We start from the raw sequence: 15340 nt of genomic DNA, 5'->3' as shown, positions 1-15340 counted from the left end.
TATGTGGGAGAGTCTAAAGGAGCTAGTTCAAACTGTTCGTGAAAAAGACCCATCGGTACATAAGTGTTGCTTTTTGGCAATACTTATAAACACTCCTGGTATTCATGCGGTTTTGTTTCATAAAATTTCTCATTTTTTATATAAAAAAGAACATTTTTTTCTAGCTAGACTCATCTCACAAATTGCAAGATTTTTAACGGGCATCGAGATCCATCCTGGAGCAAAGATCGGCAGGAGATTTTTTATAGATCATGGCATGGGTGTGGTTATCGGTGAGACAGCTGAGATAGGCGATGATGTAATGATGTATCATCAAGTAACACTTGGAGGCACCGGAAAAGAGTGTGGCAAAAGACATCCGACTGTAAAAAATGGTGTGACTATCGCAGCTGGCTCAAAGATACTAGGTGCCATAACGATCGGTGAAAATGCCAAGATCGGCGCAAACTCAGTCGTGTTAAAAAATGTCCCAGCAAATGCGACAGTCGTTGGTATACCAGCGAGAATAGTTCGAGTAAATGGGACAAAATTTGAACCAGAATTTATTATCTAATCTTAAAGATTAGATAAATTTATTCTTACTTTTTATGCTTTAAAATTTGAGCATAAATTTCGTCTTTTAGTTTTAATTTCTCTTTCTTTAAACTATCAATTTCAGATGGTTTTGCCAGATTGTCGTCTATTTTTTTATTTAGCTCATCATGTTTTTTGCAAAGAGCAGCAAAACGAGCATCGGTTTTCTTTAGCTCATTTATAAGGTCTGTATATTCATGTAACATATCGGCTCCTATAAAAATTTGAGAAATTTTATCAAGACTTTGTAAATGCTTGGATATAAAAAAGGTGCCAAGACATTGCTTGAATTTTTAAAAAGAGCAAGTAGAAAAATTTATTTTATACGTATTTAAATTCTTCAGGTTTGTGTTTGCTTTTTACAACACGCTTGGTTAGACGTATTCCATCAACGGTACCGATAACTAAAAGCTTTGATCCTGTTCCTACTAATGTGTCACCATTTGGCATTGGCACAAAATTATTATTTATATCTCTAATGCCTACTATGTCCGCATTTGTAATATTTCGTAGATGAGTCTCTTTTAATCTTTTAAATCTTATCCAAGAGTAATCAGGCACAAGAATTTCTTCTATATCGATAGGTGAATTTTTTGTATACAAAAACTGCTCTAATAAATTTTCCATGTCCGGCCTTACGCTCATAGCACTTAACCGCTGGGCGACTAAGCGAGATGGGCTTACCACATTGTCAGCGCCTAATTTTTTTAATCTTTGCGTATCGTCTTCTGTCTCTGCATTTGTGATGATATGATAAGGTTTTCTGCGACCTATCTCTTTTTCATAAAGTCTTACAGATGCTATAAGGGCGATGTTATCAGCAATATTTGAGCTAAGAGTTATAAGTCCTTTTGCGCTTGATAGATGTGTTTTTAAAAAGGCAATTTGCGTGTGTGGCTGAGCTTTTATGAAATATGGGTATTTATAAATTTGAGCTAGCTCTGCAATATCTTCTCTATCATCGACCACTACAAAAGGTATATGATTTTCGCGAAATTGAGCACTAAGTTCGATTGTGTATAGATTGTGATAACAAATAACGAAGTGATTTTTTAGTCTTGCGATCCTATAAAGCATGCGTCGTTCCTTTAAAATGCTAATTAATGTGCCTCTTTTTAAAACCTCAACCACAATACCAATCGATAGTGTAAATATAATAAAACCAATAAGTATAAATGTGATAGTAAAAATTCTGCCCTTTGGAGTTATTGGAGCAACTTCGGTAAAACCAACTGTTGTAAAAGTCATACCAGCTTGGTAAAAGGCATCTATTAGCGAGAAATTATCTATTAAGACATAACCTAATGTTCCAAAAAGTAACAGTAATACGACTGAGATTAGTGGAAATCTAAAAGGTTTTAATTGTTCGTAAAGCTCAGTATCTAGGCTTATTTCTGGTTTTGTAGAGTTTGACCAGTTGAGGAATTTTAAAAGTCTTGAGAGAAAAGACATAAATTCCTCTTCATTTTATATTCTTAGTTTGATTGTTTCTTCATCGTTCTTAGAGTAGAAGCAGCCACTTTTATCTTTCTTGTAGTGCCATCTTCTAGTGTAACGCGAATCGTTCTAAGATTTGGCAAGAATCTTCTTTTAGTTTTATTGTTAGCGTGGCTCACATTGTTGCCTATCATCGGTCCTTTGCCTGTTATCGCACATCTTTTTGACATTTTTTTTCCTTATAAACAAAAATTTCTGCTGATTTTATCTAAAACAAACAAAAGTAATGCTTAAATAGATTCTTTTTTAAAAGAATTGATTTTTATTAATAATCTAGATAAAATAACACCTTTGCCTATAATTATAAATAGCAAAAATATTTAGAAATCTTGAGTGATACAAAATGCTTAGTAAAGAGTTGATCGAAAAAAATGTTGATTTTGTTTTACAGATGCCAACTCTTTTTGAAAAGGTCGAGCACTTTTTGTTAGCTGGTAATGTAACTGAAGCAGTTACTACTTTACAAAATATAGCATCTTTTAAAACTTATTTTAGCTCCATTTTTAAACGTGCAAAATTTGATATTCCTTATGATGGCAACGATTCGGTAGTAATAGCAAATATGCTTGGCATTGATACTTTTAGAGCGATAGTGCTTTCTTATTTTATATTTTTAAAATCCCCAAAAATTTATAAGGTATTTAATTTTAAAATCGTTGATTTGATCGAGCTTAATGCTAAAATTTTATCAGATTGGCTAAAAGTATTAAATTCTTTTAAAGAAAAACGATACAGTTATTTATCACTTGCTTCGTATTCTATTGCCTGTATTATAGTGTGTGAAAATTTATTTTCAAAATATCCATCTTGTATGTCAGATGTTATTTTGTATTCTGATGTAAGCTGTAATAAAATTTTGCAAAAAAAATATGGCTTTAGTCTTTGGGATATTTTTTTAAAAGCAATGAATATGAATAAACAATCATTAGGCAAGATTGATAAAGAGATGCTTTGCTTTTTTGAGATTTTGCTCTCTTATGAGTCCAGCAGGCCTGAATTTTATGATTTTGGAGTTGATAAAATTTTAGATATCAATGTTTATCCAGAGATGCAAACCATTATATTTATTAAAAAAGCTCTACAAAAATGAAATTAACTTTTAATGGCTCAATGGCTATTATAAGGCCTTTTGGTTTTTTGGAAGCAGAGAATGTTCCATTAAAATTAAGTGAAAAATATATAAACCAAATTTCATCGCGTGATATCAGCGTCATACTACTTTCGCTAAAAAATGTTACATTTTTTAGCCCCGTTTGGCTTGGTAGAATAATTGAAAATTTAAGCGAAGAAGCGCAAAAGAATGGCGTAGTATTTGCGATTTGCGATTACAATGAAATTTTTTATGAATTGATGATGAAAACAGTTAAGAATATTTTAAATATTTCAATGTTTGAAAGTGAAAATATCGCGAGCTTGTTTTTAAATAAATTTCTAAACAACGCAAATGACAAAGTTTTCATTTACAACTCAACTGAGCAGTATAAGCACTATTTGGCTAATTATCTCAAAAATCGCTCATTTGATGTGGTTGAGGCTAGAGATGCGACCGAGTTTAATAAAAAAAAGATTTTATATAGCTATGCAGTATCACAGCTAAATCATGTTAGATTAAAGCAAAACCAGATAGATACTTTTATAAAAGATGGTGTCGTTGTTTATGCCATAAAAAGTTTTATGGACTCAGATTTTATTGAAGATTTTGATATGTCAGCTCATGACATTATGCTAAAAATCGGATATAAATTTTTTATTTTATGGGTAAATATTTCTGGCGCTTTAAATATAAGGGGCGCAAAATTTCTAATCAAGCTTGCTAAAATCAGCAAAAGATCAGGTGCATTTATTTCGCTTTGTGGCATAAACGAATCAAATTTATCTATTGAATTAGTAACGTACCTTAAAGATGCAAATATATTTATCTATAAAAATTTAAATGACTTTTATAAAGACGACACTATTTTTTATCTTAAAAAAAGAGACTTTGATGCAGAGCCAGTAGATATCAACAAGAGTGTGGCTCAAATTTCATCTTATGTGACGCAAATCGCGAGCAAAATTATCTCACAGTTAGCAGAAGAAGAAATTTTATGTGTTGATACCAAAGTTAGTGCGCTTGACATAGAGGATGAGTGCGATTACTTGCGTATTTGTGTTCAGTATTATGGTGATATTTACGCAAGAGTGCTATTTGGAGTAAAAAAAGATAAATTAGACAAAATTTGCTCTATTTTTATGCCTGAAGGCAATGATTCAAATGATTATTTAAGTGGATATTCTCAAATTTTTAGTATCATTACGGATAAATTTTTGACTCATCTTTGGCAAAAAGGCATAAAAGTAAAAGTTAGTTTGCCTAAAATTTTATCCGATGATGTTTTTTTTGATCACAATAGTGTAGGCATCATGAATAGACTAGATGTAAAAGATGACGAAATAGGCTTTGTATTTGTAACCAAGTAAGGAGAAAAAATGTATGTTGCACCTAGTATTTTATCGGCTGATTTTGGAAATTTGGCAGCTGAGATAAGAGCCATTTGCGAGGCTGGGTGCGATCTGGTGCATGTTGATGTTATGGATGGGCATTTTGTACCAAATTTAACTATCGGCCCAGTTGTGGTAAATGCCGTTGCAAAAGCAGCTACAAAGCCACTTGATATTCATTTAATGGTTGAAAATAACTCATTTTTTGCTGATCTTTTCTTGCCGTTAAAGCCAAAATTTCTAACCTTTCACATTGAAGAAGAGAAGCACCCATTAAGGCTCATTGATCACATTAGAAAAAATGGCGTAAGTCCTGGCATCGTGCTAAATCCACATACGCCAGTTAGCGCGATCGAGCATATCATTGATGGAGTCGATATGGTGCTTTTGATGAGCGTAAATCCTGGCTTTGGCGGTCAGAAATTTATGCCAGTCGTGCTTGAAAAAACAAGGGCGCTAAGAGAGCTGATAGAACGAAAAAACGCTAAGTGTCTGATCGAAGTAGATGGCGGCGTAAACGGACTAAATGCGCCTGATCTTGAAGAGGCTGGAGCTGATATTTTGGTGGCTGGCAACTACATATTCTCATCAAATTCTTACGAACAAGCCATTCGCGCCATAAAGCTTGAGTTTTGAAACCAAAAAAACAGCGTTTAGAAAATAGCATAGAAATTTTAGCTAGGCAAAATTTAAGCTATCATGAGTTTATTTTAAGATTTAGCGATATTGATGAAATTTCATCACTCATTGACGTGCGCGATCTTGATATGTGGCGAACTCTTGGGCTTGACATCACTAGAAATGAAGAGAATGAGATCGAGCTTGGCACGAGATTTAGAGATATTAGCGAGCAGGAATTTTGCGTGGTTGATATCGAAACGACTGGCGGTACGACGAGTGGTCAGATCATTGAAATCGGTGCAATAAAAATGAAAAATGGCATTGAGATAGGGCGTTTTGAAAGCTTTGTGGCAGCTCCTGTGGTGCCTGAAAATATCACCGAGCTAACCGGTATAAAGGCTAGCGATCTAGTTGGTGCGCCAAATTTGCTAAATGTACTTGAGCGGTTCAAAATTTTTCTTGGAACTAGCGTCTTTATCGCGCACAACGTAAATTTTGACTACGGCTTTATCTCTCATAGCCTAAACGAGATCGGCCTTGGCATGCTGCTAAATAGAAAGCTTTGCACCATCGATCTTAGTCGCCGTACTATCGCTTCACAAAAATACGGACTTGGCTCACTAAAAGAGCTTCTTGGCATAAATAATACCCACCACAGAGCGTTAAATGACGCAATAGCGGCAGCTGAAATTTTTAAAGTCTGCCTTACACGCCTACCTTTTAGTATCCAAACGACAGAGGATCTCATAAGCTTTAGCAAAACAGCTCCAAGTGTGAAGCTAAAACCTGAACCGGTTTTATGTGCAAATTAACGATAAAAAATTATCCACAATCTCAAATTTAATCATTAATTTTTATGTGATCTTTGTTTTTAAAGGATTATGGGTAGTTTTGCTAAAAATTTATAAAAAAGGAGACAAATGAGCCAGAAAAATTTAGTTTCAAATTTTATCTCAGCTGACGATGAGATGCTCGCTTTTTTATCAAATTTTAGCAATAAGTGGTGCACGAGTAACGATGGGGCGAAATTTATAGAGCAAAATTTGGCCTTCATTGGCTCAAAGCCAGTTTTACAAAATTTAAAAGGTTACAAAACGGCTGAATATAAAAATTTTACCGACATTGAAAAATTTCTCAGCTCAAATCCAAGCATCAAAAGTAAAATTTTAAGTGGTGATATAAGCTACATCGGCGACAACTTAACAAATATAGAGGTTAAATTTGCGCCTAAGTATTTTTACGATTTTTTAAAATTTATAGTTGAAAATATCCCAGAGCATCACTATTTTTGTGGTCCCAAGGAGGGCTGGATATTGTTTATTGCGATGGAGGGATATGTAGAATTTGGTGTTTTGCACTAATAAATTTTTTTAAGCAGTTGTCTAAAATTGTCCATAAAAACAAAATGTGAAAGAAAAATTATTCGTAAAAATTCTTAAAATTAACAAAAAACTGGGCTTGCATCCTAACACCGCTTGTTGCTAGCAAAATTTAATCAATTTTTTTATATAATCCCTATTTTTCACAAAGGCAAAAAGATGGATAGAAAATCTTGGAGTTCAAGGCTCACATACATTTTAGCTGTTGCAGGAGCTACGGTTGGCTTTGGCGCGACGTGGCGCTTCCCGTATCTAGTCGGGCAAAACGGTGGCGGCGCCTATGTACTCGTGTTTTGTATCGCGATGATCGTGATCGGTATACCGATGATTTTAGCCGAAAACGCGATCGGCAGACGCCTAAAATGCAACGCCGTGGATGCTTTTGGCGGATCGATAAATGGTAAAAAGATCAGTAAAAAGTGGCAGATCGTTGGCTGGATGGGACTTGTTGGTGCTTTTGGCATCATGGCTTACTATATGGTTATTGGCGGCTGGGTGCTAAACTACATCGCACAAATTTCATTTGGTATGCTTGATCTCTCGCAGGTGCTTAGCTTCGAGGCTACGAGCGCGTTTTATGAGCAAAATATCGTTAGCGATCCGCTGGCTATCAGCTTTGCGACGCTTGTTTTTGTGCTAGTTAATTACGCTATTTTGGTACAAGGTGCGGTCGGTGGTATCGAGCGATCAGCGAAATTTTTAATGCCACTACTTTTTATTTTAATGCTTATTATGATTGCTAAAAATATCACACTTGATGGTGCAATAGAAGGCGTAAAATTTTACTTAACACCTAACTTTTCAAAGATAAACTTAAAGCTTTTTGTCGATGTTTTGGGACAGGTCTTTTTTGCTCTTTCGCTTGGATTTGGTGTGATGATCACACTTTCTAGCTTTGTGAAAAAGGATGAGGGTTTGGTTAAAATTTCTATCATTACAGGCATTTTAAATACGGTAATTGCCGTGCTTGCAGGCTTTATGATATTTCCGTCGCTTTTTAGCTACGGCGTCTCACCAGATAGCGGCCCAAGCCTCGTGTTTAAGAGCCTGCCGATCGTTTTTTCGCATATGCCTTTTGGTGGATTTTTCGCGGTAGCGTTTTTTACGCTGCTGATGATCGCTGCGCTTACGACATCACTACCAATATATGAAGTAATAATCACGACTCTTCAAGAAAAATTTAAGATAAAACGCAAAAAAGCAATATTTTTAGTCCTTGGAGGTATATTTATTTTAGGAAATTTACCTTCGCTGATGGCCACAAACATACTAAGTCATGTAAGCATTTTTGGTAAGAATATTTTTGACGCATATGATGCAATAAGCGCAACGATATTTTTTGTATTTACCTCATTTGGTTGTGCTATATTTGTAGGTTGGGTGCTAAAAGATGATGCAAAAAAAGAAATTTTGCAAGGTAGTGAAAAACATGCAAAACTAATAAATATCTGGTTTTGGTATATAAAATTTGTCGTACCGTTTATCATTTTGGTACTTTTTATCAGCTCGTTTTACGATAATTTTTTAAAATAGGGCGTAAAAATATGTTTTATTTTTTGCTCTGTATTTACTTTTTTTACGTTGCCGCAAAGGCGATTTTGGCGATTTTACAGATAAATTTTATACGTGCGGAGGCTAAAAAGCCGGCCGTCGTTTTATCGCAGAGCGAATACGAAACCGCCGCCGCTGCAGCAATAACGAATCAAAAATTTGAGATAGCAAGCCTTTTTTATCACGCCGCGATATTTATGATGTGGGCGTGCTGGGGGCTTGGAGCGATATCGGGGCATGCTTATAAAACTGGAGATATAGGCGACAACGTCTTTATGGTTATGGTATTTTTGCTCGTTTCGTCGCTGCTAGAACTGCCGCTAAATATCTACGAAACCTTCGTCAAAGATAAAAAGCTCGGCTTTTCAAACGTAACGCCTAAAATTTTTACGCTTGATCTGCTTAAAACGCTCGCACTAACGCTGGTGTTTGGCACGCTATTTGTGTGGTTGGTGCTGCTTTGCATTAGATTTTTGGGCGATTTTTGGTGGTTTTGGGCGTTTTTGCTAAGCTTTGCCGTCGCGCTCGTTATAAATCTCATCTACCCGACGCTTATCGCGCCTATCTTTAACAAAATGCAGCCGCTAGAAGATGGCGAGCTAAAAAGCCGTATAGAAGGGCTTTTAGCACGGTGCGGGTTTAAAAGTAGCGGCGTTTTTACGATAGACGCCAGCAAGCGCGACAACCGTCTAAACGCCTATTTTGGCGGCCTTGGCGCGACTAAACGCGTGGTGCTTTTCGATACGCTCGTTAAAAAACTAAGTTTAGAGGAGATAATCGCCGTTTTGGGCCATGAGCTTGGGCACTTTAAGCACAAAGATATCCTAAAAATGATCTCTCTAAGCGCGGTTATGCTTTTTGCTATGTTTTTGATATTCGGCAACATCCCAGACGCTGCGTATCAAGCGCTTGGGCTTCATAGCGGAGGCGGCGGAATGATCGTGTTTTTGCTACTTTTTTCGCCGATTTTCGGATTTTTATTTTTGCCGGTTAGCTCGTATTTTAGCCGCGCGAATGAATTTGGCGCCGATAAATTCGCAGGCGAAATCTCAAACAAAACCGATATGATAAGCGCGCTAAAAAAGCTAGGCTCCGAAAACAAGGCCTTCCCGAAGGCCCATCCGCTCTACGCGTTCGTCTATCACTCACACCCAAGCCTCTTTGAGCGTATAAACGAGCTAGAAAATGAAAATTGAAGAAGCTCTTAAAGAGGCTAGTTTAAGGCTAAGCCCGCTTTGTCAAAATCCAAGCAGAGTGGCTAAAATTTTGCTTATGAACTATCTTGATGTAAGCATTGAATGGGTATTTTTAAATCAAAAAAATGAATTTGATGAGAGTGGCTATTTTGCTCTAGTTAAAAGGTATGAAAACTACGAGCCTCTTGAATATATAACTGGTAAAGCTAGCTTTTATGGGCTTGATTTTTACGTGGAAAGCGGAGTGCTTATCCCAAGACCTGAAACAGAAATTTTAGTGGATAAAGTAATAGAAATTTCACGCGAATATAATGAACCAAAGATCGCAGAAATAGGCACAGGAAGCGGCATTATTAGTATCATGCTAGCTCTAAAAACAAAGGCAAATATCGTAGCAACAGACATTAATGAAAAAGCTTTGATGCTTGCTAAAAAAAATGCAGATAAATTTGATGTAGGCGGGAGGATCAAATTTTTAAACTGCTCTTATGTGGATGAAATTTTAGAAGATATTGATATTTTGGTTTCAAATCCGCCATATATTGCAAGAGGCTATAAACTTAGTAAATTTGTACTAAATGAGCCGGAAAGTGCGCTCTTTGGAGGCGAAGTAGGAGATGAAATCTTAAAAGATATTATTCTCATAGCCAAAGATCGTAATATCAAAAACGTTGCTTGTGAGATGGGGTACGATCAAAAAGCAAGTATGCAAAAATTCTTAGAGGCCAATGGTTTTGAGTATAGTTTTTACAAAGATTTGGCTGGCTTTGATAGAGGCTTTTGCGCGAAGTTAAAAATATAAAGGAGAGAGTTTGAGAGGAGTTTATTTTTTGCTTTTGGCAGTACTTATAGGAGCTGAGCTAACGCTTGGTATCTTGGTGGCGCCAGTCATATTTTTCCCACAAAGCATCATAGGAGATGGCATACTTACGCATTTTATGAGCGGTCAAATGATGACAAAGATATTTTTGAAATTTAATTATATTTTGCTTTTTATAAGCATAGTTATAATGATTAGTGAGCTATTTGATCTTAGAAAAAAGCTTATTTTTTCACTAAAATTTAGCATGCTAATGCTTGCTTTTTTAAATTTAGCCTTAGCTTTAAGCTTTGTATTTTTCTTTACACCTTTTATAGTTTACGCTCAGAATTTGGGTGTTGACGCGACAAAGACGGCTGAATTTGCCAAAATGCATAGTGCGAGTGAATATGTGATGAAAATCATGCTTGTTTTACAAATCATTTTATTTTTTGTGAAATTTAAGATTAGCCAAAATGAACGCAAAGCCTGATATTCAAGTCTTAACAAATTTTCTAGCCGAATACACGAGTGCGATGGTGAGTGCTGGCACCTACACAGCGCGCGTAGAAAAGTGCGTAGACCGCATAGCTAAACACTACGGCCACGACGTTAGCGTGACGATTTTTGTGAAGTATTTTACCATTAGCGTGATGGACTCGGTCGACAACTCCCTGCGCCGAACCTACGTAAAAAAGATCCCGTTTGGTTATGTGAGCTTTAACCGCATTTCTGAGCTTTCGTCGCTTAGCTGGCGGATTTTGGATGAAAATTTAAGCTTAAACGAGGCCAAAGAGCAGTTTGAAGGCGTCATGCGTATCGGGGCAAATAAATTTGCAAGTTCGCTTATTTTAATAAGCCTTGCAAATGCGGCCTTTTGCAAGCTTTTTGGCGGCGATATTGGCTCGGTAGCTTGCGTATTTTTCGCGACGCTCGTGGGCTATAGCCTTAGATTTGCACTTGCTAAAATGGGCGTAAATTTAAAAATCCAGTACGTTTTGGTCTCGTTCGTGGTCTCTTTTATCGCCTATCTTGGCGTATTTTACGGCTTTACGCACACTAGCGACGTGGCGATCGGCTCGTCGATACTATTTTTGATGCCGGGCGTTTTTCTCATAAACTCGGTCTTTGATATCCTAAACGACAACACGCTTGTAGGCATCAGCAGGGCCGTGAGTACGGGCATCTTGATACTTTGCATAGCAGTGGGTGTCTATATCACGCTCTCGCTTAGCAATGCGGAGATTTTACATGTTTGAGCTTTTTACCGCGACGCTTATAGACGGAGCTTTTGCCGCGGTGGCGGGGCTCGGCTTTGCCTACGCTAGCTCTCCGCCAAAAAGGACTCTCGCATTTTGCGCGCTGCTTGCGGCGTTTGCGCACGCTAGCCGCTTTTGGATCATGCAGATGGGATTTTTTAACATCAGCGTCGCCACTCTTATCGTCTCATTTTTAAGCGGGATTTTAGGTATGCTCTTTGCCAAACGGCTAAAAGTGCCCGCCGAGATCATCGCGTTTCCCGCGCTTTTGCCGATGGTGCCCGGAGTTTACGCGTATAAGGGCATTTTGGCGCTATTTTCGTTTCTAAACGAGCCTAATATCGCTAAGAAAAACGAATACCTAATCATATTTTTCGATAACGCAATCACGACTACGACGGTCTCGTTAGCGCTTGGCGTCGGGGTTTCGGTGGTGCTTATTTTATTTTACGATCAGTCCTTGATGATAACTCGCGGTGCCAAGTGCGATCTGGCGATGAGAAAGACGCGCGAGTGAATTTGCCTTTTGCTATAGAAATAGAAATTTTGTATGGCTTTTTGATAGTTTTTATTATTTTTACTAGATATTTTTTCAATTTTGCCGATCTAGCTTAAAACCAAATTTTAAAAGGATTTATGATGTTAAGCGGTATCGGCGGATTTTCTAGTGTCGCTAAAAATTTTCAACTAAATGAAAAACATAGCATAAAGAGTCAAATCATATATAAAAATGAAATCTCGCAGCCGGATACGGTCGAGCATAAATTTAACGAAGTTTTAGGCTACAAAGTCGATACGGACGGATATTTTACGTCCGAATTTAACGAAGCCGCAGGTATCCCAAAGGACTACAAAATCCACTCAGATACCTTAAAATCGCTCGTGAACGTAAATACTAACTCGGGCATTTTAAAAGCCGATTTTAAAAACATAGATATAGCAAAAACAGTCGGCAATGCATATAAAATTTTATCCCAAGTAGTTGGCGAGGACGTTTTAAATTCCAAAGAAAGTTTTAACAAAGAAGATCTCGCCAAATTTCCTCAAGGATACGAATACGACAATAAAACGCTCAAGGTATTAAAGCTCCATAGCAAAATATCAGACTATATGGGAGCCGATAGTAGCTTTCAAAGAAATGAACGAACTAGCATAACGACTACTTTTTATAATAGCTCTACGATTGGTTACTACTCAGAGCATAAGAGATTAAAACCATCTACCGATATATTAAACAGCAACAGCGGCGGCAAAGAGGATATAAGCAGCGGGATGTATTTTGATACTACAAAAGACAAATATACCGATAAAGACGGCAATATAACCAAAGGCGGGCTTTTGGTCGGCATTTTAAACAAAAATAGTCACGCCATAGAAGGTGAAACCACCTATCACGGCAAGATTAACGGGCTGGATAAAAACATATCCTCGCAAGAGTACCAAGCAAAAATTAAAGCCTTTACCGACTTGCATGGACATAAATACGATAAATACTCGCAATCTTTAGTAGATTCATTGCCTCAAGATTTAAAAGATTTCGTAGATTTTGCAAGGAGTTTAAAATTTGTCGGCGAGATAAACGTTAGCGACGACGGCAAAGAATCAAAAAGCCTCTTTGAAATAATGCAAGAGGATGTGAAAGAGGCGCAAAAACGCCTAGAAAAGCTAACCAGGCAAGAAAAGCGAACGCAAAAGATGCTGGGTAAAAACAGAAAATACGACAAAGAGCTAGAGCAAAATACTAGAAAAAATTTAGAAGAACTTGAGGCGATGATGAAATTTAACGCTAAGAGCGTGGATATAAAGGCTTAAAAGGATTAATATGATAGGCGGCGTAAACGGATTTAACGCAAACGTAAATTATGATTCTAGTAGCGCTCACGGGCAAAATTTAAAGACGCATGAGGAAAAAGAGGCGGATATAATGGGTCTTTTAAGAAAAATCAGTAAAATGTGCCTTAATCTAAAAGCCTAAGGAGTGGCTGTGAAAATACGAATCTACTACGAAGATACCGATGCGGGCGGCATAGTCTATCATACAAACTACATAAAATTTTGCGAGCGAGCTAGAAGTGAAGCATTTTTTCAGGCTGGGCTAAATTTCACAAAAGAGAGCGGATACTTTGTAGTTTCGTCGCTGGAGGCTAAATTTATCGCCTCAGCTGTGCTTGGCGATGAAGTATTTGTTAGAACCAAAATTTTAGAGCTTAAAAAAGCTAGTCTTGTTTTGGAGCAAGAAATTTATAAATTTGATGACAAAAATGCCGAAAAGCTACTTTTTAGAGCGACGATTACGTTGGCCTTTATGAAAGAAGAGAAGCTTGCTAAGATAAATGATGAGATAAAGAAATTTTTGGAGAATTCTAAATTTTAGATCATGGCTAAATTAAAAATTTAACTTTAGCCACTTTGTGCCTTTACATTGAGCTATTTTGATCGAGCAAAATTTCTTGATTTGCTTCGTCAAAGTGGTCGCCTTTTGCGTTATAAATTTTAACTCCATATAAGACTTGAGAGTTTTCAACTCTTTCGGTAAAAATTCTATCAGCACTTTTATCTATAAAATTTGTATATATATACTCGGCACCAAAAGCACTTGAATAGCCGATTTGTGAATATCTAAAATCTACATCAAAAAGATCACCAAGCCCCAAAAATAAGTCGTTAACAGGATTTAGTGAGTTCGCGATGAAAAGATTTTGTCTATCTCTTTGTGCGATGGCATTAAAGATATTTGGTAAAAAATTTATCTGTGTGCTTAAAAGTGCGTATGGTTTTATCTCAAAGCCTCTCATCTGCGTTGCTACAAGAGAAGCTTTGACGATTGGGATGTTTAAAAATATACTTGCATCATTAAATTTGGATTTTTTGCTTAAAGTATCATTTAAATTTATATCTTTGCCTACGATAGAGGCTTCATGATAATCGCTACTTTGCATGCGGACATATTCATTTAGCTTTTGTCCTAATGAGCTACCATCGTCAAATGCAACTATTTTTTCGTTTGAGTAAGCTAGCAAAGCTGAAATTTGGTCTTTATAATCAATGCCACCAAAGATCAAATTTGGCTTTGGATTTATGATAAAAGAGCTATGAACGCTTGGAATGTAGATAAGCTCATTTGATAAAACTAGCGAATTTATAATGTTTGCACCATTTGATGTAAGGGCTGCGATAAAATAATTAAAGCCTTGGGCTCTAGCCGTTTGCATAGCATTTGTAAGACTTTGTGGGCTTTCATCGTTGCTATTTATAAATTTGATCTCAACATCTGCATCTTGCTTTAAGACATAGCTTAAGACCGCGTTTGATACAACATTTGCATAAGATTTTATAATCTTTTGTGGGATGATTACAGCGATTTTGCCGCTTTTATTAACTTTTAAAATAGCTTCACCACCAAGAGAGATATAAAGCTCCAAAAGAGCATTATCGTCTATTTTTGTTGTCTCAAATCTCGCCATAAAACTAGCCAGTAAATCAGCCTTGATAAGCTCATTTAAGCAGGCATTATCACAAAATTCTGGTTCTAAATTTATATAAGTAATCTTTGCTGGAGGTATACCTGATAGACTTTGGTTTTTTGTAACATTACTCTCAAAATTTATCTCATCTTGCGATGCAAAAATAGTCGAAAAAATGGCTAAAAAAAGTAAAATTTTTCTCATATCACTCCTTTGATCTTACTTAAATCATCTATAAAAATATTTTCAAAACTAGGATTTTTGCTGATCCACTCTGGCGAAAACGTTGGTAAAATAAGGCTATTTTCATTTTTTAAAATACTACCTCTTATGCTTGCAAATCCGCCTTTTAATAATAAATTTGGATATAAATGCATAAAGGCTTTCTCTCCTAAAGTCACGATTATCTTTGGCTTTATCAGCCTAATCTCTTCAAACAAATAAGGACGACAAAGTTCAATAGAACGGCTTAAAATCGGACTTTTATCATCATTTTGTGAAATTTCACACCGAAGTAGAG

General features: G+C 36.5%; 20 protein-coding genes. 15 read left to right on the top strand and 5 right to left on the bottom strand.

Annotated elements, in window-relative coordinates; genetic code table 11:
* Position 1: 1 nt before the first annotated feature.
* On the top strand, positions 2-553 hold the full coding sequence (gene epsC, locus CVS92_RS02055; RefSeq protein ID WP_084041512.1) for a serine O-acetyltransferase EpsC: 552 nt from the start codon (positions 2-4) through the stop codon (positions 551-553).
* A gap of 25 nt (positions 554-578) precedes the next feature.
* Here the strand turns inward: epsC and CVS92_RS02050 are convergent, their stop codons facing one another.
* The 3 genes from CVS92_RS02050 to rpmB form a co-directional block, all read right to left on the bottom strand.
* Entirely contained in the window at positions 579-779 is a 201-nt protein-coding gene (locus CVS92_RS02050; RefSeq protein ID WP_103640775.1) for a YdcH family protein, read from the bottom strand.
* A 115-nt stretch (positions 780-894) separates the two neighbouring features.
* The gene (locus CVS92_RS02045) at positions 895-2025 is read right to left on the bottom strand and encodes a potassium channel family protein (RefSeq protein ID WP_021090478.1); all 1131 of its coding nucleotides are present in this window, start codon (positions 2023-2025) and stop codon (positions 895-897) included.
* Positions 2026-2048: 23 nt separating this feature from the next.
* A complete protein-coding gene (gene rpmB, locus CVS92_RS02040) occupies positions 2049-2240 on the bottom strand; it encodes a 50S ribosomal protein L28 (protein WP_021090707.1) in 192 nt (63 codons plus the stop codon).
* Positions 2241-2413: 173 nt separating this feature from the next.
* On the opposite strand from rpmB, the gene CVS92_RS02035 reads away from it, so the two are divergent.
* From CVS92_RS02035 to CVS92_RS01975, 14 genes are all read left to right on the top strand, one after another.
* Positions 2414-3160 carry a hypothetical protein gene (locus CVS92_RS02035; protein ID WP_107788339.1) on the top strand — a complete coding sequence of 249 codons (747 nt, stop codon included), beginning with the start codon at positions 2414-2416 and terminating at the stop codon, positions 3158-3160.
* Positions 3157-4530 (top strand): anti-sigma factor antagonist, encoded by a 1374-nt coding sequence (locus tag CVS92_RS02030; protein WP_107788338.1) that lies wholly within the window; start codon positions 3157-3159, stop codon positions 4528-4530. The genes CVS92_RS02035 and CVS92_RS02030 overlap by 4 nt, the downstream gene beginning before the upstream one ends.
* A gap of 9 nt (positions 4531-4539) precedes the next feature.
* Positions 4540-5187, top strand: a complete 648-nt coding sequence (gene rpe / locus CVS92_RS02025) for a ribulose-phosphate 3-epimerase (RefSeq protein WP_107788337.1) — start codon at positions 4540-4542, stop codon at positions 5185-5187.
* Positions 5184-5984, top strand: a complete 801-nt coding sequence (locus CVS92_RS02020; protein WP_107788336.1) for a 3'-5' exonuclease — start codon at positions 5184-5186, stop codon at positions 5982-5984. Before rpe ends, CVS92_RS02020 begins: the two co-directional genes overlap by 4 nt.
* Before the next feature lie 108 nt (positions 5985-6092).
* Positions 6093-6533 carry a hypothetical protein gene (locus tag CVS92_RS02015; RefSeq protein WP_107788335.1) on the top strand — a complete coding sequence of 147 codons (441 nt, stop codon included), beginning with the start codon at positions 6093-6095 and terminating at the stop codon, positions 6531-6533.
* Between the two features lie 177 nt (positions 6534-6710).
* The gene (locus CVS92_RS02010) at positions 6711-8084 is read left to right on the top strand and encodes a sodium-dependent transporter (RefSeq protein ID WP_103641536.1); all 1374 of its coding nucleotides are present in this window, start codon (positions 6711-6713) and stop codon (positions 8082-8084) included.
* 11 nt (positions 8085-8095) lie between these two features.
* On the top strand, positions 8096-9298 hold the full coding sequence (locus CVS92_RS02005; RefSeq protein WP_103641535.1) for a M48 family metallopeptidase: 1203 nt from the start codon (positions 8096-8098) through the stop codon (positions 9296-9298).
* Entirely contained in the window at positions 9288-10100 is an 813-nt protein-coding gene (prmC, locus tag CVS92_RS02000) for a peptide chain release factor N(5)-glutamine methyltransferase (RefSeq protein ID WP_103641534.1), read from the top strand. The genes CVS92_RS02005 and prmC overlap by 11 nt, the downstream gene beginning before the upstream one ends.
* A 10-nt stretch (positions 10101-10110) precedes the next feature.
* Positions 10111-10590, top strand: coding sequence for a DUF4149 domain-containing protein (locus CVS92_RS01995; protein WP_107788334.1), 480 nt, complete (start codon positions 10111-10113; stop codon positions 10588-10590).
* On the top strand, positions 10574-11356 hold the full coding sequence (locus CVS92_RS01990; RefSeq protein ID WP_107788333.1) for a threonine/serine ThrE exporter family protein: 783 nt from the start codon (positions 10574-10576) through the stop codon (positions 11354-11356). The genes CVS92_RS01995 and CVS92_RS01990 overlap by 17 nt, the downstream gene beginning before the upstream one ends.
* Positions 11349-11873, top strand: coding sequence for a threonine/serine exporter family protein (locus CVS92_RS01985; protein ID WP_107788332.1), 525 nt, complete (start codon positions 11349-11351; stop codon positions 11871-11873). Before CVS92_RS01990 ends, CVS92_RS01985 begins: the two co-directional genes overlap by 8 nt.
* Positions 11874-11995: 122 nt before the next feature.
* Complete coding sequence (locus CVS92_RS01980) at positions 11996-13168, top strand: Cj0814 family flagellar-dependent secreted protein (protein ID WP_107788331.1); 1173 nt, start codon at positions 11996-11998, stop codon at positions 13166-13168.
* A 10-nt stretch (positions 13169-13178) separates the two neighbouring features.
* On the top strand, positions 13179-13331 hold the full coding sequence (locus tag CVS92_RS08975) for a hypothetical protein (RefSeq protein WP_159070345.1): 153 nt from the start codon (positions 13179-13181) through the stop codon (positions 13329-13331).
* 9 nt (positions 13332-13340) lie between these two features.
* Positions 13341-13730 carry a YbgC/FadM family acyl-CoA thioesterase gene (locus tag CVS92_RS01975; protein ID WP_107788330.1) on the top strand — a complete coding sequence of 130 codons (390 nt, stop codon included), beginning with the start codon at positions 13341-13343 and terminating at the stop codon, positions 13728-13730.
* Positions 13731-13773: 43 nt separating this feature from the next.
* Here CVS92_RS01975 and CVS92_RS01970 read toward each other — a convergent pair whose 3' ends face one another.
* Entirely contained in the window at positions 13774-15024 is a 1251-nt protein-coding gene (locus tag CVS92_RS01970; protein WP_107788329.1) for a hypothetical protein, read from the bottom strand.
* The coding region (locus CVS92_RS01965) for a uracil-DNA glycosylase family protein (RefSeq protein ID WP_320205033.1) at positions 15021-15340 on the bottom strand (320 nt) is incomplete at its 5' end. The genes CVS92_RS01970 and CVS92_RS01965, both read right to left, overlap by 4 nt.

Origin of the sequence: Campylobacter concisus (genome assembly GCF_003048555.1) — a bacterium.
Classification (GTDB): domain Bacteria; phylum Campylobacterota; class Campylobacteria; order Campylobacterales; family Campylobacteraceae; genus Campylobacter_A; species Campylobacter_A concisus_AO.
Note: the sequence above shows the minus strand (reverse complement) of the source record. Positions and strands in the feature narration are given on the sequence as shown.